Below are 19903 nucleotides of genomic sequence, written 5' to 3' on the forward strand. Positions count from 1 at the left end.
ATGCTGTGTTAGTAGGCCAGCGCCAGTTGCAGGTCGGCCGCAGGCGCCTGGCGCTGGACGATCTGCAGCTTGACGTCCTGGCCACCGACGCGCTTGCTATTCAGGTACAGCGCCGTGCGTACCGGGTAAATGCCTTGCGGCACGCCTTCCGGCATGGGAATCGAGAAGCCACCCTTGTAGGCGCCGCTGCCGTTGTTGCTGCTGACCACCTTGCGCACGGTTTTGATCAAGTCGCCATTGGGCTTGTACAGGCTCAATTCTTCTTCCACCAGCGGGTTCGGATCGCGCGTGCCGGCCGCCACTTCGATATACGAATTGGTCTGCGCCTTCTGGCCCGGACGTACGGACGACGGCGTAAAGCCCGTCTCGTATTTCACCAAGGTCGATTGCTCGGGCAGCTTGCCCTTGTTGGCCACTTTGTAGTCAGTCTGCACCTGCTGCGCCGTCTTGACTTGCTGGCTTTGATAATTCAAGGCCACGCAAGCGAGCGCGCCCAGGCTGGCGCCCAGGGCCGCGCCGCGCACGGTGTTGTTGCCGCCGCCCAGCAAGCCCCCCACGACAGCGCCGATGCCGGCCAGCATGGCCGTATTGCATTCGCCGCTGGCCGCGTCCGTGCCTGCGGTGGTGGTATTACCCGTGGCGCCAGGCCCGCCCGGCGCGGCGCAACCGGCCAGCATCGAAGACACGACCAGCAGCGCCACCATGGGCTTGGCAATTTGTTTCAAGTTTTTCACGTTATTCTCCGAAAGGAACAAAATAGGAATAGAGGCAAGCTACGGCTTACTCGATCTGGATTTGCGACAGCGCCTTGTCCTGCGCTTCTTTCGCCTTGCGCTTGATGTCGAGTGCATGGCGGTTGCCCGTGTCCATGCGCAGCACGGCATTCGCATTGGCAATGGCACAGTCGTATTTGCGCTGGCTCATGCAGTGGCTCGCTTCCGACAGGCTCTCCGTGATCACGCTTTCCAGGCCGCTAGTCTGTTTGGCGGGCGCCGGCGGCGGTGTCACCTTGGCGGGCTTAACCGGCTTTTCCGCGACGGGGGCCGGTGCGGGTGCGGGTGCCGGCTCCGGAGCTGGAGCAGGAACGGCGGTCGGCACTGGCGCAGGTTCGGCTGCGACCGCCGCAGATGTCGTGGCAGACTCGGTCGCCGTGGCACCATCGAGCACAGGGTCGCTGATGGCCAGCGGCTGCTCGGCGGCAGGCGCAGGTTCCGCCTGCGCGGGCAAGGCTGGAACGGGTTCCGGCGCCGCGACAGTCGGCTTGCCTGACATGAAATAGTAAGCGCCCGCACCGCCCAGCAGCACCACCGCTGCGACGGCGGCGGCGATCAGTTTCGTGCGGTTGCCCGCCGGTGGACTGTCCGTCTGCACATCGGGGGCGCGAGCTGGCTCGGGTGCAGGCTCGGGTGAAGCTTCGGGCACGGGCGCGGCACGGCGCTTTTCCAGCACGGGCGGTGGCGGCGGTGGGGCAGCCGGTTCCGGCACGGGTGCCGGGACGGGCTCAACAACAAGCTCAACGGCGGGCTCAGTCACTGGCTCGATAGCGGGCGCAATGACGGGTTCCGGCAGCGGCGGCGGCACGGCAATGGGCGCCACGGCAAAGCTGAACGCGCACTTGGGGCAGAACTTGGCGTCAAGCTTGCAATCATGGCCGCACTGGCCACAGGCTTTGCCTGGTACGGGAGCGGCTGCGGCAGGAGCAACGGCAAACGTGGTGCCGCAGGAAGAACAGAATTTGGCGCCCGGCTTATTCTCGGCCTGGCAGGAAAGGCATTTCAATTGGCATCTCTTTTCATATCAACGCTGGGAGTCGCGTACGCTGGCGCTTGCCAGAATGGCAGCTTTGTTGCTGTACGGCTAAATATCCAACGAGTATATTTTCAAACACCAAGTTGCCACAAGGGAAAATTGCCTTTTGCTCTATCCAATTTTTAAATATTGGTAAAAATCCCGCCACCACGGCAGTCCGCCGCCCCATCCTGGTGCGCAGATAGCAAAAAACCCGGCAACGCAGGTCGCATTGCCGGGTTTTCAGTCGATGCCCGAGGGCACAGGGTCGTTTACTTGCGCCCGCCCCGTGCTGGCGCCCCATGGCCGCCCTTGGCTGGCGGCTTGCTGCCGCGGCCCATCGGCGCGGCGGCCGGCTTGGCCTTGGTCTTGATGGTCGACAAGATCGATGGACGCACCTTCGACTCGGTGGCCGACGCTTTGGGCGCCGCTGCCGTACCGCCCAGGGCGATGCGGTTCTTGCCCGGCGTGACCTTGAACTTGTCCGGCGTGCCGGCGCCATGCGTCTGGCGGCTGCGTTCGCCTGCGGCCAGGCCACCCGACTCCGACGACGTCCAGGCGGGTATCAAATGCTTGTCGCCATTGCCGATCAAGTCGCCACGGCCCATGTTGACCAGCGCTTCGCGCAGGATCGGCCAGTTGGCCGGGTCCTGATAGCGCAGGAACGCCTTGTGCGTGCGGCGGATCTTGCCGCTGCGCGCCGTTTCCACCACTTCCGAATCCGCTGTGACCTTGCGCAAAGGATTCTTGCGCGTGTGGTACATCGTCGTGGCCATGGCCATCGGCGTGGGCATGAAGGTTTGCACCTGGTCTAGCTTGAAATTGTTTTTCTTCAGCCACAGGGCCAGGTTCAGCATGTCCAAGTCCGTCGTGCCCGGATGGGCGGCGATGAAATACGGGATCAGATACTGCTTCTTGCCTGCTTCCAGCGAGAAGCGGTCGAACATTTCCTTGAACTCGTCGTACGCGCCGATGCCGGGCTTCATCATCTTCGACAAGGTGCCCTCTTCCGTGTGCTCAGGGGCAATCTTCAAGAGGCCGCCGACGTGGTGCGTGACCAGCTCTTTCACGTACTCGGGCGAACGCACGGCCAGGTCGTAGCGCAAGCCCGAGCTGATCAAGACCTTCTTGATGCCGGGAATGGCGCGCGCCTTGCGGTACAGGGAAATGAGCTTGCTGTGGTCGGTGCCCAGGTTGACGCAGATGGACGGGTACACGCACGACAGGCGGCGGCACGACACTTCGATCTCTTTTTCCTTGCAGGCCAGACGGTACATATTCGCCGTCGGGCCGCCCATATCGGAAATGGTGCCCGTAAAGCCTTTGGTTTTATCGCGGATATGCTCGATTTCACGCAGGATCGACGGTTCCGAGCGGCTCTGGATGATGCGGCCTTCATGTTCCGTGATCGAACAGAAGGTGCAACCGCCGAAGCAGCCGCGCATGATGTTGACGGAAAAGCGGATCATTTCCCAGGCCGGGATATGCGCCTTGCCATAGCTCGGGTGCGGGGCGCGCGCGTAGTTCATGTCGTACACGCCATCCATCTCGTCCATGGCCAGCGGCAGCGGCGGCGGGTTGAGCCACACGTCGCGTTCGCCGTGCGCCTGCACCATGGCGCGCGCATTGCCGGGATTCGATTCCAGGTGGAACACGCGCGACGCGTGCGCATACATGACGGGGTCATCCTTAACGACGTCGTAGGCGGGCAGGCGCACGACCGTCTTGTCGTGCTTTTCCTTGGCCATGGCCAGGCGCTCTTCGCGGCTCATGATGCGAATCGGCTTGATGACTTCGGCCGATTTCGACGCATTTTCCGTGGCGCAGGCGGTCTTGTCTTCCTGCACCATCTCATACGGGCTGTAGTGCGGATCGATCTTGCCGGGCACGTCGACACGGGTGGAATTGTGCACGCCCCAGTCGTCGCCGGGCAACCAGCCGGACGGCACCATGAAGGCCGTGCCGCGCAAGTTGCGGATATCCTTGATCGATTCGCCGGCGGCCAGGCGGTGGGTCAGGTCGACCAGCGCCCTTTCGGCATTACCGAAGATCAACAAATCAGCCTTGGAATCGGGCAAGACGGAACGGCGGACCTTGTCCGACCAGTAATCGTAATGGGCGATGCGGCGCAGCGATGCCTCGATGCTGCCGATGACGATGGGCACGTCGGGATACGCTTCGCGCGCGCGCTGGGCGTACACGGTGACGGCGCGGTCCGGGCGCTTGTTCGGTTCCGCATTCGCCGTGTAGGCGTCGTCGGAGCGGATCTTGCGGTCGGCCGTGTACTGGTTGACCATGGAATCCATGTTGCCGGCGGTAATGCCGTAATACAGGCGCGGCTTGCCGAGGATGCGGAACGCTTCGGCCGACAGCCAGTCCGGCTGGCTGATGATGCCGACTCTGTAACCTTGCGCTTCAAGCAGGCGGCCAACGAGGGCCATGCCGAAACTCGGATGGTCGATGTAGGCGTCGCCCGTGACGAGGATGACGTCGCACTGGTCCCAGCCCAGCGTGTCCATCTCGGCACGCGACATCGGCAGGAAAGGCGCCACGGCAGCGCGGGCAGACCGCTTGGGAACGGTCGCAAATAAATTGGTAGGGGAGCTCATAGGGTACGGATTGTACCGGAATTGGCCATTTCCAACCTGACGGCCTGCTTTTTACTGTTGGATTTCAGTACAAAAAACGTTTATTTTTCAATCACTTGGGAGGAACGGGGCAGATCCGGTGGGGCAATACGCCCCAGTGGGGCGCATTGCGATCGCGAAGCGACGGACTCCGATCAAATACCCATATTGGCTAAAATCTCACCCAATTCGCGCAGCGCCGGTTCCAGTTTCGGATGCTTGACGGCAAACTTTGCCGACAATTCCTGGCTGCGCTCAGCCAGACCATAGGTGGTCGACTCTTCTTCCTGTTCCTGCGCGGCGCGCTTTTCCAGCAGTTGCTGAATATCGCCATTGAGCTTTTGCAGCAAACCATGCGTTTCTTCATCCACAGGATCGCCAGATGCGATGGTCGATTGCAGTTGTTGCAACGATTCCTTGAGTTTGCTATCCATGTTTTTTCCTGTCAGTCGGTAAATTGCGTGTCCAGGAACAATTGTTCCACCTTGCTTCTGGCCCACGGGGTCTTGCGCAAAAACTTCAGGCTCGACTTGATGCTGGGATCGCTGATGAAGCAATTGATATCGATGTGCTTGGCCAGGCCATCCCAGCCGTAGTGGGCTTGCAGGCGGGTCACGATACCTTCCAGGGTGATGCCATTCAAATCTTGCTGACTCATATACTCTTTCGACTGCCTTCTTGTTTACATCTTACTCAATTCTACGCCGCCAGCACGGAAAGCTTGCGTGCGCCAGGTCAACGCAACGCAAGCTTCTGATGAGGACGTCTTACTTGGCGTTCAAGCCGCGGCGTTCCAGCAATGGTTCCACGGTGGCGTCGCGGCCACGGAAGTCGCGGAACAGTTGCAGCGCATCGACGCTGCCGCCGCGCGACAGCAATTTGCTGCGGAACCAGTCGCCATTCTTGCGCGTCAGGCCGCCGTTTTCCTTGAACCAGTTGACCGATTCCGCGTCCAGCTTTTCCGACCACAGGTAAGCGTAATACGCGGCCGAATAGCCGCCCGAGAAGCTGTGCGAGAAGTAGCTGGTGCGGTAGCGCGGCGGCACGGGCGCGTAATCGACACCCGCGTCTTTCAGCGACGCCGCTTCAAAGGCCAGCACGTCGGTCGGGATCTGGCTCGGCGTCAGCTGGTGCCAGCGCTGGTCCAGCAGGGCCGCCGACAGGTATTCCGTCGTCATGAAACCCTGGTTGAATTTCTTGGCCGCCGTCACCTTGTCGAGCAATTCCTGTGGCATGGCCGCACCGCTCTGGTAGTGCTTGGCATAGTTTTGCAGCACTTCCGGCCAGACGGCCCACATTTCATTGACTTGCGATGGATACTCGACGAAGTCGCTCGGCACGCTGGTGCCGGCAAAGCGCGGGTATTTCACGTTCGAAAACATGCCGTGCAGCGCATGGCCGAATTCGTGGAACATGGTCGTCACTTCATCGAACGTCAATAGCGTCGGCTGGCCGGCCGGCGGCTTCGGAATGTTCAACTGGTTGGCCACGACGGGGTGCGTGCCCATCAAGGACGATTGCGACACGTATTCATTCATCCACGCGCCGCCATGCTTGTTGCCGCGTGCATAGAAGTCGGCGATGAACAGGGCCAGCGGCTTGCCGTTGGCGTCCGTCACGTCGTAGACGCGCACGTCCGGGTTGTACACCGCCAAATCCTTGCGTTCCTTGAAACTGATGCCGTACAGTTTATTGGCGGCAAAGAAGACGCCGTTGTTCAGCACGCTGTTCAATTCCAGGTATGGCTTCAGCTCGTTTTCATCGAAATTGAAACGCTGCTTGCGCAGCTTGTCCGTGTAGATGGCCCAGTCAGCCGCCGCCACCTGGAAACCGCCTTTTTCCGCATCGACCACTTGCTGCAGGTCGGCCGCTTCGCGGCGCGCGTTGGCAACGGCCGGTTTCGCCAGTTCCGACAGCAAGGTATTAACGGCCGTCGTGGTCTTGGCCGTCTGGTCTTCCAGCGAGTAAGCGGCGTAGTTGGCGTAACCGAGCAAGGTGGCCCGTTCGGCGCGCAGTTTCGCCAGTTTCAAGACGATGGCGCGGTTGTCGAACTCGCCGCCCTGGCTGCCGCGGTTCAGCGACGCATCCATCAGGCGCTGGCGTGTCTTACGATCCGTCAGCACGGCCAATGGCGGCTGACCGCTGGTGTTCACGAGAGCGATGACGAACTTGCCCGTCAAGCCGCGTTCCTTGGCGGCAGCGGCGGCCGTATCGATATCGCTGTCCGTCATGCCGGCCAGCTCGGCGCGCGTGTCGACGACGATGCTCTTGGCATTCGTTTCCTTCAGCACGTTTTGCGCGAAGGCCGTTTCCAGGCCCGCCTGCTCGGCGTTATAGGCTTTCAATTTTTCCTTGTCCGCATCGGACAGCTTGGCACCGGCGCGCACGAAATCCGTGTGATAGCGGGCCAAGAGGCGCAGGGATTCGGCATCGAGGCCCAGCTTGTCGCGCTTGGCGTACAGGGTGTCGATGCGGGTAAACAGTTTTGGATTCAGGGTGATGGCGTCGCCATGCGCGGCCAGTTTTGGCGACACGTCCACTTCCACCGCTTCCAGCACGGCATTGGTATTGGTCGACGTCATGTTGCTGAAGATGCTATTCACGCGGTGCAGCAACTGCCCCGTGCGCTCGAGGGCCACGATGGTGTTTTCGAACGTGGGCGCCTGGCGGTTATTGGCGATCGCATTGACTTCGGCCAGCTGGCGTTTCATGCCTTCGGCAAACGCCGGCGCGTAGTGCTCATCCTTGATCAGGCCGAACTGCGGCATCTGGAACGGCAGCGGACTGGCTTTGAGCAGGGGGTTCTGGGCGCTGACGGCAGCGGCAGGCGCGGATTGTGCGGTGGCGGCAGCCATGGCGGACGGAGCGGCGTGGGCCAGCATGACGCTGGCGGCGATGACGAGCAGTTGTGGACGGATCATGACATCTTTCAGAAAGCGCGGGGAAGAGCCGCGATCGCGTCGCGGGCCAGTGGCAGATCATAGCAGCCTGTCACACAGGCGTCATCCAACATGGGCGATCCTGTGGTGCAGCACGCCAAATGCGCGGTTTACCACGGTTTGCAATCAAAATCTCCAAATAAAAATGGCCGCCAATTGCTTGACGGCCTTTTTCATTGACCCGGTTTTCACACCGGAATCACACGACTTACTTGCCGGCTTACTTGCCGTTCAGGCCACGGCGTTCCAGCAGCGGCTCGATCTTCGCATCGCGGCCGCGGAAGTTGCGGTAGATGTCGAGCGCGTCGGCGCTGCCGCCGCGCGACAGCAACTTAGCTCTGAACCAGTCGCCGTTCTTGCGCGTCAGGCCGCCGTTTTCCTTGAACCACTCGACCGTGTCGGCGTCGAGCTTTTCCGACCACAGATAGGCGTAGTAGCCGGCCGAGTAGCCGCCCGCGAACGCGTGCGAGAAGTAGGTGGTGCGGTAGCGCGGCGGCGCAGGGGCGAAATCGACGCCGGCATCCGTCAAGGCGGCCTTTTCAAAGGCCAGCACGTCGGTCGGGATCTGTGCCGGGGTCAGCTGGTGCCAGCGCTGGTCCAGCAGGGCCGACGCCAGGTATTCCGTGGTTTTATAGCCCTGGTTGAAATTGTCGGCCGCCGTCACTTTCGCCAGCAGCTCGGCGGGAATAGCCGCGCCCGTCTGATAGTGCTTGGCATAGTTTTGCAGCACTTCCGGCCACAGCGCCCACATTTCATTGACTTGCGACGGGTATTCGACGAAGTCGCGCGGCACGCTGGTGCCGGCGAAGCGCGGGTATGTCACGTTCGAAAACATGCCATGCAGCGCATGGCCGAATTCGTGGAACATGGTGTTGACTTCGTCAAACGTCATCAGGGTCGGCTGGCCCGCTTCCGGCTTCGGAATGTTGAGGTTATTCGAGATCACTGGCTTGCGGTTCAGCAAGCTCGATTGGCCCACGTAGGCATTCGCCCAGGCGCCGCCGCGCTTGTTGCTGCGCGCGTAAGGGTCAAGTGTAAAGATGGCCAGCTGCGTGCCGTCTTCATTGAAGACGTCGTAGACCAGCATGTCGGACGTGTAGACGGGCAAGTCGGTGCGCTGCTTGAACGTGAGACCGTACAACTTGCCTGCAGCAAAGAACACGCCCTTGGTCAGCACGCTGTGCATTTCAAAGTACGGTTTCAATTGCGTCTCGTCGAAGTTGTAGCGTTCGGCGCGTACCTTGTCGCTATAGAAGGCCCAGTCGGCGGCGCCCACCTTGAAGCCGCCTTTGCCTGCATCGATGACCTTCTGGATATCGTCCGCTTCACGGCGCGCATTGACGACGGCCGGCTTCGCCAGCTCGCCCAGCAGGGCGTTCACGGCGGTGGTGTCGTGCGCCGTCTGGTCTTCCAGCGAATACGCCGCGTAGTTCGGGTAGCCCATCAGCGCGGCACGTTCGGCGCGCAGTTTCGCCAGCTCCAGCACTTCCTGGGTGTTGTCGAACTCGCCACCACGGCTGCCGCGCGCTTGCGAGGCGGCCATGATGCGTTCGCGCAAGGCACGGTTGGTCAGCAGCGACAGCGGCGCCTGGCCCGTCGTGTTGACGAGGGCGATCACGTATTTGCCGTCAAGGCCGCGTTTCTTGGCCAGGCCGGCGGCCACTTCGATGGCGGCCGGCGACAAGCCGTCCAGTTCTTCGCGCGTGTCGACGACGACGGCCGACGCGTTCAATTCCTTCAGCACGTTCTGCGCGAACTTGGTCGACAGGGCAGCGAGCTGGCCGTTGTAGGCGCGCAGCTTTTCCTTGTCCGCGGCCGACAGCTTGGCGCCGGCGCGCACGAAGTCCGTGTGATAGCGCTCGAGCAAGCGTTTCGATTCGGCATCGAGGCCCAGCTTGTCGCGCTTGGCGTACAGGGTATCGATGCGCTTGAAGAGTTTGTCGTTGAGCATGATCGCGTCGCTGTGGGCCGCCATTTTCGGCGCCAGTTCGCGTTCCAGGCCCTGGATCGTGTCATTCGTATTTGAGCCAGACATCACGGAAAACACGGTGCGTACACGGCTCAGCAACTGGCCCGAGCGCTCCATGGCCACGATGGTGTTGTCGAACGTGGCAGGTTTCTTGTTGTTCGCAATCGCACTGATTTCCGCCAGGTTGGCGGCCATGCCTGCCGTAAAGGCGGGCGCGTAGTCGGCGTCCTGCACCTTGTCAAACGGTGGATAGTTGAATGGCAGGCTGCTCGCTTGCGCAAACGGGTTCGAGGCAGGCAGTGTTGCCGCCGCGGTAGCGGTGGAGGCAAAAACGGCGGCGGCTGGCGCCAGCATCAGGCTGGCGGCGATGACGAGCATTGTTGGACGGGTCATGTCTTCTTTCAAGAAACGCAAGAGAGCCGCGATTGTGTCGCGGGCCAGCCTGAAATAATAACAGCCTGAAACACTTGCGTCACCAGCAACTACCGATGGTAGCGCGCCCGCCTTTGATGAACGGTTTTCATGTGTCCCGCGTCACGATGCTGATTTAGTAATGCGGCGGACGCTCGTTGACCAGCCCGCCATTCGCCTGCTGCGCCCCATCGCGCACGTGTTCGCCCAGCTTGTGCAGCATCGCCTCGAGCTGGTCGATGCGCTTGCCTTGCTGGTACACCATCTGGTTCAGCGATTCGACCAGGTCCTCCTGCTGCGCCAGCTTGATTTCGATATCGACGAAACGTACTTCCATCTGTTCTGCATTGTCCATGGTGCTCACGGTGACTCCTGACTGAAAGGGGCATTTTACCGCCGCAGCGGCGTGAGCCAGGACAAACAAGCGGCATTCTTCCAGGACGGGTGCCGATTTCTGCCTATTCTCTCCGTATGGCTGAATCAAACCGCTTGACGAATGAGAACAAACGATTACAATGGACGCATCAACGTCACCCGAACCACTGCTGATCGACACGCGCAAGACGGCTGAATACCGGCGCTGGGAGGAATGCTTGCACGACGTGGCGGCCGCCGCCATCGATGCGCGCATCAAGCATTTGCAGCACGGTAAAAAGGGCGACTGGCGGCCCGTGGGCGAAGGCGTGTGCGAGCTGCGTTTTTTACAGACAGGACCCGGCTGGCGCGTGTATTTTCACGAGACCAACCTCGGCACCCTGATCTTGCTGCTGCTCGGTGGCGACAAGTCGAGCCAGCGGCGCGACATCAAGCACGCGCAAGCGATACTGCAAACATTGAAGGCCCAACAGGCGGCCATCCGGAAGCAAAAAGCGGCGGCCAGCCCATCGACAGGAGCACGAAAAAAATGAACGACCATACTGACGCTGACGGCTTCGACCTCGGCGACCTCGACGCACTGGGATTGAGCAAATTTGATCCGACGCAACACCTGACCAGCAAGGAAGCCGTGGCCGCCTACATGAGCGAAATCGTCGCCACCGGCAACGCCGAACTGTTCCAGTCCGCCATGAACGACGTGGTGCGCGCCTACGGCATGGGCAAGGTGGCGGCCCGGGCCGACATCACGCGCGAAGGCGCATATAAAGCCTTGCGCGAAGGCAGCAAGCCGCGCTTTGAAACCATCTTAAAGATGCTCGATGCGCTGGGCATGCAGCTGGCCATCGTGCCGAAAACCACGCCAGACGGCGCCGTGGAAGCGTGAACGCCGCTTAGCCCTTCGGCGCGGCCAGCAAGGCCTTCATGCGCGCCAACCGCTCCTTGGGCGAAATCACTTCCGCCTCCGTCGGCACGGCGTCGCCCACGTCGAGTTCCATTTCCTTGATGAAGCGCGACGGGTCGCAATGGACTTGCTCGCCAGCCCGCTTGCGCTTCTTGCACCACGTGATGTGCAAGGTGCGCTGGGCCCGCGTGATGCCCACGTACATCAGCCGCCGCTCTTCCTGGATGCGCGCGGCGATGGTTTCGGCTGGCGCGTCAGGGTCGCCCTTGTGCGGCAAGATCCCCTCTTCCACGCCCACCAGAAACACGTGCGGAAACTCGAGCCCTTTCGACGCGTGCAGGGTCGACATGCGCACGGCGTCCTGCTCCTCGTCCTTGCCTTCGAGCATGGTCATCAAGGCCACCATCTGCGTCAGTTCCAGCACGTTCTTTTCTTCGCCGTCGCGGTCCTTGCCGCCCCTGCCCCGTTCCTTGAGCCAGTTGACGAATTCCAGCACGTTCTGCCACTTGCTTTGCGCTTGGCGTTCCTCGAAAGCATCGTACAGATACGATTCGTAATGGATTTCCTTCATCATGTCGTCCAGCACTTCGGCCGCGTTGTCGCCGCTGCCGGCCGCGCCGGGACGGCTGGCGCGCGATTCGAGGTCGTTGATGAAGTTGCAGAAGTCGCGCAGCGGCCCCAGCTGGCGATCCGTCAGCTTGGCCTCGATGCCGCCCTTGAACACGGCCTGGAACAGCGAACACTGCCACTGCCCCGAGAACGCACCGAGCACCTCCAGGGTCGACTGACCCACGCCACGGCGCGGCGTCGTCACGGCGCGGATGAAGGCAGGGTCATCGTCTTCATTCGCCAGCAAACGCAGATAGCTGATGATGTCCTTGATCTCGGCCTTGTCGAAGAAACTCTGGCCGCCGGAAATCGTGTACGGGATGCGTTCCTTGCGCAAACACTGCTCGATGATGCGCGCCTGGTGGTTGCCCCGGTACAGAATCGCGTAGTCGGAAAATTTATTCTTGCGTTCAAAATGGTCGGCCGAAATCATGATGGCGACCTGCTCCGCCTCCTGCTCGTCCGTCTGCATGCCCAGCACCTTGATCGGCTCGCCCAGGCCGTGCTCGGACCACAGCGACTTTTCAAACAGCTTCGGGTTGTTGCCGATGACGGCATTGGCCGCGTTCAGCACGCGCATGGTGGAGCGGTAATTCTGCTCGAGCTTGATCACGCGCAGATCGGGGAAATCCGTTTCCAGGGTCTTCAGGTTTTCCACGGTGGCGCCGCGCCACGCGTAAATTGCCTGGTCGTCGTCGCCCACGGCCGTAAACATCGGCTTCTTGCCGATGCCCGTCACCATCAATTTCACCAGTTCGTACTGGCAGGTGTTCGTGTCCTGGTATTCGTCGACGAGCAGATAGCGCAGGCGGCGCTGCCACTTGTCGCGCACGGGGCCGTTGTTGCGAAACAGTTCCACGGGCAGGCGGATCAGATCGTCGAAATCGACGGCCTGGTAGGCGGACAAAGTCGCCACATAGCTGCGGTAGATGCGCGCCGCGTTCGCCTCATCCTCATCCTTGGCGTGCGCCAGGGCCATGTCCGGATCGATCAGGCCATTTTTCCACAGGGACATGGCATTCTGGATGCCACGAATGACCTGTTTATCGGTGGTAATGGCGAGGTCTTGCACGAGGGAAAAGCAGTCGTCGCTGTCCATGATGGAAAAGCGGTCCTTCAAGCCCACGCCATTGGCTTCCTGGCGCAGGATTTTCACGCCCAGCGAGTGGAAGGTCGACACTGTCAACTGCTTGGCCTGGCGCGGCTGTTTCAACAGCTTGGCGATGCGTTCCTGCATTTCCAGCGCCGCCTTGTTGGTGAAGGTCAACGCGGCGATAGTGCGCGGGTCATAGCCCCGGTCTTCGATCAGATGGGCGATCTTTTGCGTGATCACGCGCGTCTTGCCCGAACCGGCGCCCGCCAGCACGAGGCAAGGGCCGTCGAGGTAGGTAACCGCTTCGCTTTGGGGGGCATTCAGACCGAACTGTGGTGCTTTGGACATCAGGGTATTTCCGCAGGGAACAGCAGCCCATTGTAACAGCGTCGCGCAGGCTATTTGCATGGCGGACCATGCCTGAAAAACAGGCATTGGCATTGATATATCGCCATATGCCGCCATCTCGGCCGATTCAATGCGTGCGGCGATGCCACGCCTGGAGTACCATTCCGCCTATATCGCCCGTGCGCGCCCACTTACCGAATGGCAGTCCCATGAAATTTGAACATCTGATTGAAATCAACGATCCTTTGAACCCGCTGATCGACACCTTGACCCTGGAACAGGTCTGGCGCGGCCTCGTCTTGCGCGCCGAGTCGCCGAAGCTGTTCGTGCCGCACCTCGACGAATGCCAGATCAGCGAGCGCAGCGATGCCGGTTTCGCGCGCAGCCTGCGCTATGGCGAGCTGGTCATCAACGACAAGGTGGTGCTGATACCGCAACTGCAGGTGCGCTACGAAGTGCCGGCGCAACAGGATATCAGCGCCTCCTCGCTGGTGATGACCATCGAAATGCCCGACGAAGCGAGCATGTGGGTGCGCTTCCAGTACGACGACGGCCACGACGCGGCCACCGACGCGGCCAACGCCCTGTACGACGACTTCCGCCGCTCCGCCTACAAGGAGTCCGATATCGATACGGTGCGCATCATGCGCGAACTGGCGCTCGAAGGACGGCTCGATGCGGGCTTGCTGAACTAAACGCCTGGGCTAAACTCGCGCGCTGCGGCCCCACAGCTGATCGGGGCGAAACTGCAAGCCCGCCTGCTCCGCGCTCAGCACTTCGCGAATCGCATGCAAGTCCACGCGCGTATCGCGCCGCAGCGGCACGTCCAGGCGCGCGCCGCGGGGGCCGACCAGCGACTGCACATGGGGCGTGGTCGCATTCAAGCCCTTGCGCGTGACGACGCCGATTTCCCCATTGAGTAGTTTCACGAAAGTGCCGACCGGGTAGATGCCCAGCTCGCGCACCAGCAGGGACGCCAGCGGCGCATCGAGGGTGGCCCTGTCGGCCATCAGCATTTCGCGCAGGGCCACGTTCGGCAGCAAGGGCTGGCGGTAGCTGCGCTTCGATACGCGCGCGCAATAACGGTCGGCCAGCATGATCAGGCGCGCGCCGATGCCGATCGCCTCGCCTTGCGTGCCCAGCGGATAGCCGCTGCCATCGATATTTTCATGGTGCTGCAGCACGGCTTGCAGCCAGACGGCGTCCGTCACACCCGCCGCGCGCAGCAAGTCGACACCGGCTTGCGGATGGGCGCGCAAATAGGCGCGTTCCTGCGCATCCAGCGGACCCGCCTTGTGCTGAAAATGGGCGTGGCGTTCCAGCATGCCCACATTCATGCTCAGCGCGGCCAGCACCACGCTGCGGATCACGCCGTCATCGAGTTTCAGGGCACGCGCCAGCAGGGCCGTGATGACGGCCGTGTCGACGCTGTGGCGCACGGCAAAGTCGCCCGCGCCCTGGTTGTGCAGGATGCAGGCCAGCGCCACGTCGGCGTCCAGTGCAACGGCCTCTTCCACCAACTGCGCCAGCGGCGCGAGGGATAAATGGCTGTCCTCCTGCCCGGCGGCAATGACCGGCAAGACGAGGGCCAGGCCAGCCGTGACGAGGTTCAGCATGCGCAGGGCCGACGGTGCTTCCGTGGCCGTGCGCGGCACGTCGGCGCTGGTATCGGCGATGACGCCGCGCGCCAGCAGCAATGCGATCTGGTTCTCGCTGCTGATGACATGGCCCAGCCTGGCCAGCAAGCCGCCCGTCTCGCTGTGCACGTCCCAGGGCAGGGCCACGCCCAGTGCGAGTTCTCCCGCATAAATGCGCCGAATTTTCACATCGTCTCCGTGTCATCGCCAGCCGCTCCCTTTTTACCATTGCGGCATGGGCGGCATATACCAATTGAAATGTTTTTTGCTTTTAATCAATATTTCAATGTGGCAGCGATGATCGCGCAATCATGTGAGCTTGTCTACAGAATTATGTAAATCATAAAGTTGCCTTCAAGGTCCCGGTGTGCAGTCGGCGCAGCCGGGCGCGTGTTCCGGGTCTTTTTCCAGGTGCAGCGCCAGTTCGCGCAAGGCCGTGCGCACGCCTTCCTCGATGACGGGGTGATAGAACGGCATCTCGAGCATGGCCGGCACCGTCAGCTGGGCTTGGCAAGCCCAGGCCAGCAGATGGCCCAGGTGTTCCGCCCTCGGGCCGATCAGTTCGGCGCCGAGAAAACGCTTGCTGCCGAACTCCGCATATACGCGCAGCAAGCCCTGGTTTTGCAGCATCACGCGGCTGCGGCCCTGGTTGCCGAACGACACGGCGCCGACGGCGAAGCGGCCCGCGTGGCTCACGCACAATTGCTGGTACGTGGCACCCACAGTGGCGATCTGCGGTTCCGTGAAGGCAATCGTCAACGGCGTGCGGCGCAAGCCCGGTTTGACGTCGGGAAAGCGCGCCGCGTTGTCGCCCGCGATGCGGCCCTCGTCGGCCGCTTCGGGCAGCAACGGCAGTTCGTTGTCGGCATCGCCGGCGATGAAGATGGCGCTCTTGCCGCACTGCATGGTATGCCGGTCATGCAGGGGAATGCCGTGGCGGTCGAGCTCGATTTGCGCCGTTTCCAGGCCGATCTTGTCCACGTTCGGCGCGCGGCCGATGGCGGCCAGCACATACTCGAACTGCTCGGTTTTTTCCACGCCGGCGTCATCGCGGCTGGTCAGCAGGATGCCGCTGCCGTCCAGCGTTTTTGTCATGTGCGCGACCTTGGTCATGAAACGGATATCGAGTTCGCGCGCCAGCACGGCATCCGCCTCGCGCAGCACCAGCGGATCCGTCAGCTGCGCGACTTTATTGCCGCGCGCAAACAAGGTCACGCGCACGCCCAAGCGGGCCAGCGCCTGGCCCAGCTCCAGGCCGATGACGCCGCTGCCAACCACGGCCACCGAGCTGGGCAAATCCGTCCACTCGAACACGACGTCGCTGGTGATGAGGCGCTCGCCCGCCGCCTGCCACTCGGGCGGCACGATGGGCGTGGACCCGGTGGCGATCACCACGCTGGCGGCCTCGACGATCGTATGATCATCCACCTGCAGCTTGCCTGGGCCGATGAAGCGCGCATGGCCGCGCAGTTTTTCTTCGTCGGGAATCGCATTGACGCCGTCGAGCACGAAGCCGACAAAGCGGTCGCGCTCGCTGCGCACCCTGGCCATCACTTGCCGGCCATCGATGCGCACGGGGCCCGGATGCACGCCGAAACCGGGCGCGGCAGCCACCGCATGGGCCGCCTCGGCCGCCGCGATCAGGAGTTTGCTGGGCATGCATCCCACGCGTGCACAGGTCGTACCGTATGGTCCGCTTTCGATCATCAGCACACGCTTGTCATGCATGCGCGCCGCCCTGTGCGCCGTCATGCCGGCCGTGCCGCTGCCGATCACGGCCACATCCACTTGTATCGTCTTCATGGTGCTATCCATCCACTGAGGTTGCTCACAGCGTTCGATACTACCCGTTTGCTGAAAATAAGGTTTTACTTTGCAGCAATATATGCATTAGTATAACTAATCATTTTCAAAATTTATAAGCTGAGCTAATGGGATCACTCGATTATCGCGCGCTGGCCGTACTGGACGCCGTGGCCAGTCATGGCAGTTTCGACAAGGCGGCCCTGGCGCTGGGTATCACCCAGTCAGCCGTCTCGCAGCGCATCAAGGCGCTGGAAGACGCCAGTGGGCGATTGCTGATCATCCGTGGCCAGCCAGCCGTGCCGACGGGCCTGGGCCAGCGTCTGATCGTGCATCACCGCAACGTCAAACTGATGGAAGCGTCGCTCGACATCGACCTGGGCAACAGCGTCAGCATGCCGGAAATCGCCATCGCCATCGATGCCGACAGCCTGGCCACGTGGTTTCCCGACACCTTGCCGGCCCTGCTGGCGCCGCCACGCTGCCAACTCGACGTACGGCTGGCCGACAGCGACAGCGCCTTGCAAATGGTGCGCGACGGCTCCGTGTTTGGCTGCGTGGCAGCCGAGTCCGGCACAGCGATCGACGCGGCGGCGGCCACCAGCGTCACGCCGCTGGGCACCTTGCGCTATGTCTGCGTGGCAACACCCATGTTTGCCGGGCATTGGTTCGGCGATGGTTTTATTGCCGAGGCAGTGCAACTGGCACCGGCCGTGGTGGGCCAGCACGGCTTGCTGGCGCGTTTCCTCGCTGAACAATTGAGCATGCGTGAACCATTCCCCCACCACATTTTGCCGGTGGAAGCGGCGCGCCGCGGCTGCGTCCAGGATGGCTTGGCCTACGGCCTGATGCCGCAGCGCCTGGCCGCGCCAGCGCTGGCGACGGACCGTCTCGTGGATCTGATGCCGGGCAGCACCCTGGACGTAGCACTGAGCTGGCACTCCTGGACCCTGGACACGCCGTTTACCAAACTGCTGTCGGAACAGATCGTCAAGTCGGCGCGCGATTACCTGCAGTAATTCAGATATCGAGCGGGTCCACTTCCAGCGACCATTTCACGCGCGTCTTCATGGCGCGCAGCTCGGCTAACCATTCCTTCAAGAACGCCTGCAGCGCGGGCCGCGAGGGCGATTCCAGCAGCAGCTGGGCGCGGTCCACGTTGTAGACGCGCGTCATGCTCATGGGAATCGGGTCATTGATGGTCACCTGCGGGTGTGCCAGGCACTCTTTCGCCGCCTGCAGGAATTCAATCGCCGTGGCCAGCTCGGGTGCCTCGGCGCGCAGCAGGGCCTGGAACAGATACGGCGGTAGCGCCGCCTGCGCCCGCTCTTCCAGCAAGGTGGTGGCGAAATGGTCGTAATCGTGGTTGACGACGGCGTCGTACAGCGGATGGCGCGCATAGCGCGTCTGGATCAGCACTTCACTGACGCTGCCCCCTTCCGTCTGCGCGGCCCGCCCGGCGCGGCCCGCCACCTGCATCAGCTGGGCGAACAGCCGTTCGCTGGCGCGGTAATCCTGCGAAAACAGGGCCGTGTCCGGATTCAAAATGCCGACCAGGGTCAGTTTTTTGAAATCGTGGCCCTTGGCCACCATCTGCGTGCCGATCAAGATATCGACTTCGCCCCGGTGCACGGTGTCGAACGCTTCCTGCGCGCTGCCCTTCTTGCGCGTGGAATCGGCGTCGATGCGCAAAATGCGCGCCTCCGGAAACAATTGCTGCAAACCTTCTTCCACGCGCTGCGTGCCGCGTCCCAGCGGCTGCAAGTCGACGTTGCCGCACGTGGGGCAATGGCGGGGGATGCGCAGTTCCAGACTGCAATGGTGGCAGCGCAAGCGGTGTTCGGGCTTGTGCAGCACCATGAACGAGGTGCAACGCGTGCAATTGCTGATCCAGCCGCACGATTCGCAACAGATCACGGGCGAATAGCCGCGCCGGTTCAGGAACAGCAGCGACTGCTCCCCGCGCTCCATGCGCAGTTTCAAGGCGGCTACCAGATGCGAAGTCAGGCCATCTTTCGGCTTGTCGCGCTCCATGTCCAGAATCTTAACGCGCGGCAACACCGCATTCCTGACGGCCCGTTCGCGCAATTCCAGCTTGCGGTAGCGCCCCGTCTGTGCGTGGTGCCAGCTTTCCAGTGAGGGCGTGGCCGAACCGAGCACGATGGGAATCTGCAATTGCCAGGCGCGCCACACGGCCAGGTCGCGCGCGGAATAGCGCAAGCCTTCCTGCTGCTTGTAGGAAGGATCGTGCTCTTCGTCGATGACGATCAGTTTGAGCTTCGGCAACGACGCCAGGATGGCCAGCCGCGTGCCGAGCACGATGCGCGCCTGGCCCTGGTGAGCTGCCAGCCAGTGCAGCATGCGCTCGCCTTCGGACAGGCTGCTGTGCAAGGTCGCCAGCATGACGCCGGGAAAGCGCGCGCGGATATTGCCTTCCAGCTGGGGCGTGAGGTTGATTTCCGGCACCAGAATCAGGATTTGCGCATCGTCCTCGCGCGCCAGCACCTGGGCGCAAGCTTGCAGATACACTTCCGTCTTGCCGCTGCCCGTCACGCCGTACAGCAGGGTCGGCTTGAAGCCCTGGGCGCCGCCGATGGCATCCGCCGCTTCTTGCTGGGCGGCATTCAACGCCGGCATGTTCAGCGGCGTGCCGTCGTGCGCGTCGGCCAGCTTGCCCAGCTTCTTGATGGCGCGGTCGAGCGCCACGGTGGTGAGCACGCGCAAATTCTTCGGCAAACCCGGCAGCGCCACTTCACCGAGCGGGCGCTGGTAGTAATCGGCGGCAAAGGCAGCCAGCGCCAGCCACTGTTCCGACAAGGGCGACAGCTGGCTGCGCACGGCCAGCACGTCCTTCAATTTCGCGGCGGGCACGTCGGTGCTGTCGGAGACGCCGACGATCAGCCCCATCACTTCGCGCCGGCCGAACGGCACCAGCGCCAGCTGCCCCACTTGCGGCAGCGGCGCGGCAGCGTCCGCGCCGGCCTCCGCCACCGCCGCGTTCCAGCGGTAGTCGAACAGGGCGTTCAAGGGCGTGTCGAGCGCGATTTTCAGGATGCACGACGTCAAAATGCACTGCGACATGGAGGGTGGGCCTATCTCAATAAAAAAGCGCGCCGCAGGTTCAATGGCGCGGCGGGATGTCCGGCATCAAGCCAGCGGGCCATGATACTTGTTTCGCCCATCAAACGCCTAGCGGCAGGCAGGACAGCGTGTCATCGGGCCTGAAGAAAATTCTGTGGATAACTTTGTGGACAAAGCAAAATTAACTTTCAGGAAAATGTGGACAGAAAATTTCGATCGCCGTCAAGAGCGGCACGCAAGAAAAATTAATCTTTTAAAATCAATGGCTTAAAAATTGATGCCCGGGAAGCTACAAATCCACAGGGCATTTCCGCCGCTG

16 protein-coding genes are annotated in these 19903 nt (G+C 62.0%); 4 read left to right on the forward strand and 12 right to left on the reverse strand.

Annotated elements, in window-relative coordinates; translation table 11 throughout:
- Window positions 1-8: 8 nt before the first annotated feature.
- The 8 genes from ACQ4WO_RS25635 to ACQ4WO_RS25670 all read right to left on the reverse strand — a co-directional run bounded on the left by ACQ4WO_RS25635 (window position 9) and on the right by ACQ4WO_RS25670 (window position 10089).
- Window positions 9-734 carry a hypothetical protein gene (locus ACQ4WO_RS25635; RefSeq protein WP_436483791.1) on the reverse strand — a complete coding sequence of 242 codons (726 nt, stop codon included), beginning with the start codon at window positions 732-734 and terminating at the stop codon, window positions 9-11.
- Window positions 735-780: 46 nt separating this feature from the next.
- Entirely contained in the window at window positions 781-1779 is a 999-nt protein-coding gene (locus ACQ4WO_RS25640) for a zinc ribbon domain-containing protein (RefSeq protein ID WP_436483792.1), read from the reverse strand.
- A gap of 281 nt (window positions 1780-2060) precedes the next feature.
- Entirely contained in the window at window positions 2061-4322 is a 2262-nt protein-coding gene (locus ACQ4WO_RS25645; protein ID WP_436483842.1) for a YgiQ family radical SAM protein, read from the reverse strand.
- A 248-nt stretch (window positions 4323-4570) separates the two neighbouring features.
- The gene (locus ACQ4WO_RS25650) at window positions 4571-4849 is read right to left on the reverse strand and encodes a DUF4404 family protein (RefSeq protein ID WP_436475890.1); all 279 of its coding nucleotides are present in this window, start codon (window positions 4847-4849) and stop codon (window positions 4571-4573) included.
- A gap of 11 nt (window positions 4850-4860) precedes the next feature.
- Window positions 4861-5073, reverse strand: coding sequence for a VF530 family protein (locus ACQ4WO_RS25655; protein ID WP_034753881.1), 213 nt, complete (start codon window positions 5071-5073; stop codon window positions 4861-4863).
- Window positions 5074-5182: 109 nt separating this feature from the next.
- On the reverse strand, window positions 5183-7336 hold the full coding sequence (locus ACQ4WO_RS25660) for a M3 family metallopeptidase (protein WP_436483793.1): 2154 nt from the start codon (window positions 7334-7336) through the stop codon (window positions 5183-5185).
- 238 nt (window positions 7337-7574) lie between these two features.
- Entirely contained in the window at window positions 7575-9716 is a 2142-nt protein-coding gene (locus tag ACQ4WO_RS25665; protein WP_436483794.1) for a M3 family metallopeptidase, read from the reverse strand.
- 154 nt (window positions 9717-9870) lie between these two features.
- Entirely contained in the window at window positions 9871-10089 is a 219-nt protein-coding gene (locus ACQ4WO_RS25670) for a SlyX family protein (RefSeq protein WP_034753936.1), read from the reverse strand.
- Between the two features lie 160 nt (window positions 10090-10249).
- Between ACQ4WO_RS25670 and ACQ4WO_RS25675 the strand changes: the two genes are divergently transcribed.
- Both ACQ4WO_RS25675 and ACQ4WO_RS25680 read left to right on the forward strand, forming a co-directional pair.
- Window positions 10250-10642, forward strand: a complete 393-nt coding sequence (locus ACQ4WO_RS25675) for a type II toxin-antitoxin system RelE/ParE family toxin (RefSeq protein WP_436483795.1) — start codon at window positions 10250-10252, stop codon at window positions 10640-10642.
- Window positions 10639-10995 (forward strand): addiction module antidote protein, encoded by a 357-nt coding sequence (locus ACQ4WO_RS25680; protein WP_436483796.1) that lies wholly within the window; start codon window positions 10639-10641, stop codon window positions 10993-10995. The genes ACQ4WO_RS25675 and ACQ4WO_RS25680 overlap by 4 nt, the downstream gene beginning before the upstream one ends.
- A 7-nt stretch (window positions 10996-11002) precedes the next feature.
- Here ACQ4WO_RS25680 and ACQ4WO_RS25685 read toward each other — a convergent pair whose 3' ends face one another.
- Complete coding sequence (locus tag ACQ4WO_RS25685) at window positions 11003-13063, reverse strand: UvrD-helicase domain-containing protein (protein WP_436483797.1); 2061 nt, start codon at window positions 13061-13063, stop codon at window positions 11003-11005.
- Between the two features lie 209 nt (window positions 13064-13272).
- On the opposite strand from ACQ4WO_RS25685, the gene ACQ4WO_RS25690 reads away from it, so the two are divergent.
- Window positions 13273-13758 carry an SRPBCC family protein gene (locus ACQ4WO_RS25690; protein ID WP_046683204.1) on the forward strand — a complete coding sequence of 162 codons (486 nt, stop codon included), beginning with the start codon at window positions 13273-13275 and terminating at the stop codon, window positions 13756-13758.
- A gap of 9 nt (window positions 13759-13767) precedes the next feature.
- Here the strand turns inward: ACQ4WO_RS25690 and ACQ4WO_RS25695 are convergent, their stop codons facing one another.
- Window positions 13768-14889 carry an HD-GYP domain-containing protein gene (locus ACQ4WO_RS25695; protein WP_436483798.1) on the reverse strand — a complete coding sequence of 374 codons (1122 nt, stop codon included), beginning with the start codon at window positions 14887-14889 and terminating at the stop codon, window positions 13768-13770.
- Between the two features lie 165 nt (window positions 14890-15054).
- Window positions 15055-16503, reverse strand: coding sequence for a dihydrolipoyl dehydrogenase (locus ACQ4WO_RS25700; RefSeq protein WP_436483799.1), 1449 nt, complete (start codon window positions 16501-16503; stop codon window positions 15055-15057).
- Between the two features lie 128 nt (window positions 16504-16631).
- On the opposite strand from ACQ4WO_RS25700, the gene ACQ4WO_RS25705 reads away from it, so the two are divergent.
- On the forward strand, window positions 16632-17522 hold the full coding sequence (locus ACQ4WO_RS25705) for an ArgP/LysG family DNA-binding transcriptional regulator (RefSeq protein ID WP_436483800.1): 891 nt from the start codon (window positions 16632-16634) through the stop codon (window positions 17520-17522).
- Between the two features lies 1 nt (window position 17523).
- Here ACQ4WO_RS25705 and ACQ4WO_RS25710 read toward each other — a convergent pair whose 3' ends face one another.
- Window positions 17524-19584, reverse strand: coding sequence for a primosomal protein N' (locus ACQ4WO_RS25710; RefSeq protein WP_436483801.1), 2061 nt, complete (start codon window positions 19582-19584; stop codon window positions 17524-17526).
- Window positions 19585-19903: the final 319 nt, after the last annotated feature.

Origin of the sequence: Janthinobacterium aestuarii (assembly GCF_051380835.1) — a bacterium.
Taxonomy (GTDB): domain Bacteria; phylum Pseudomonadota; class Gammaproteobacteria; order Burkholderiales; family Burkholderiaceae_D; genus Janthinobacterium; species Janthinobacterium aestuarii.

Bases quoted from the DNA above. Each gene is read 5' to 3' on its own strand.
- ACQ4WO_RS25645 (WP_436483842.1), bottom strand. From the start codon at position 4,322: ATGTCGCGTGCCGAGATGGACACGCTGGGCTGGGACCAGTGCGACGTC.
- ACQ4WO_RS25650 (WP_436475890.1), bottom strand. From the start codon at position 4,849: ATGGATAGCAAACTCAAGGAATCGTTGCAACAACTGCAATCGACCATC.
- ACQ4WO_RS25655 (WP_034753881.1), bottom strand. From the start codon at position 5,073: ATGAGTCAGCAAGATTTGAATGGCATCACCCTGGAAGGTATCGTGACC.
- ACQ4WO_RS25660 (WP_436483793.1), bottom strand. From the start codon at position 7,336: ATGATCCGTCCACAACTGCTCGTCATCGCCGCCAGCGTCATGCTGGCC.
- ACQ4WO_RS25665 (WP_436483794.1), bottom strand. From the start codon at position 9,716: ATGACCCGTCCAACAATGCTCGTCATCGCCGCCAGCCTGATGCTGGCG.
- ACQ4WO_RS25670 (WP_034753936.1), bottom strand. From the start codon at position 10,089: ATGGACAATGCAGAACAGATGGAAGTACGTTTCGTCGATATCGAAATC.
- ACQ4WO_RS25675 (WP_436483795.1), top strand. From the start codon at position 10,250: ATGGACGCATCAACGTCACCCGAACCACTGCTGATCGACACGCGCAAG.
- ACQ4WO_RS25680 (WP_436483796.1), top strand. From the start codon at position 10,639: ATGAACGACCATACTGACGCTGACGGCTTCGACCTCGGCGACCTCGAC.
- ACQ4WO_RS25685 (WP_436483797.1), bottom strand. From the start codon at position 13,063: ATGTCCAAAGCACCACAGTTCGGTCTGAATGCCCCCCAAAGCGAAGCG.
- ACQ4WO_RS25690 (WP_046683204.1), top strand. From the start codon at position 13,273: ATGAAATTTGAACATCTGATTGAAATCAACGATCCTTTGAACCCGCTG.
- ACQ4WO_RS25700 (WP_436483799.1), bottom strand. From the start codon at position 16,503: ATGAAGACGATACAAGTGGATGTGGCCGTGATCGGCAGCGGCACGGCC.
- ACQ4WO_RS25705 (WP_436483800.1), top strand. From the start codon at position 16,632: ATGGGATCACTCGATTATCGCGCGCTGGCCGTACTGGACGCCGTGGCC.
- ACQ4WO_RS25710 (WP_436483801.1), bottom strand. From the start codon at position 19,584: ATGTCGCAGTGCATTTTGACGTCGTGCATCCTGAAAATCGCGCTCGAC.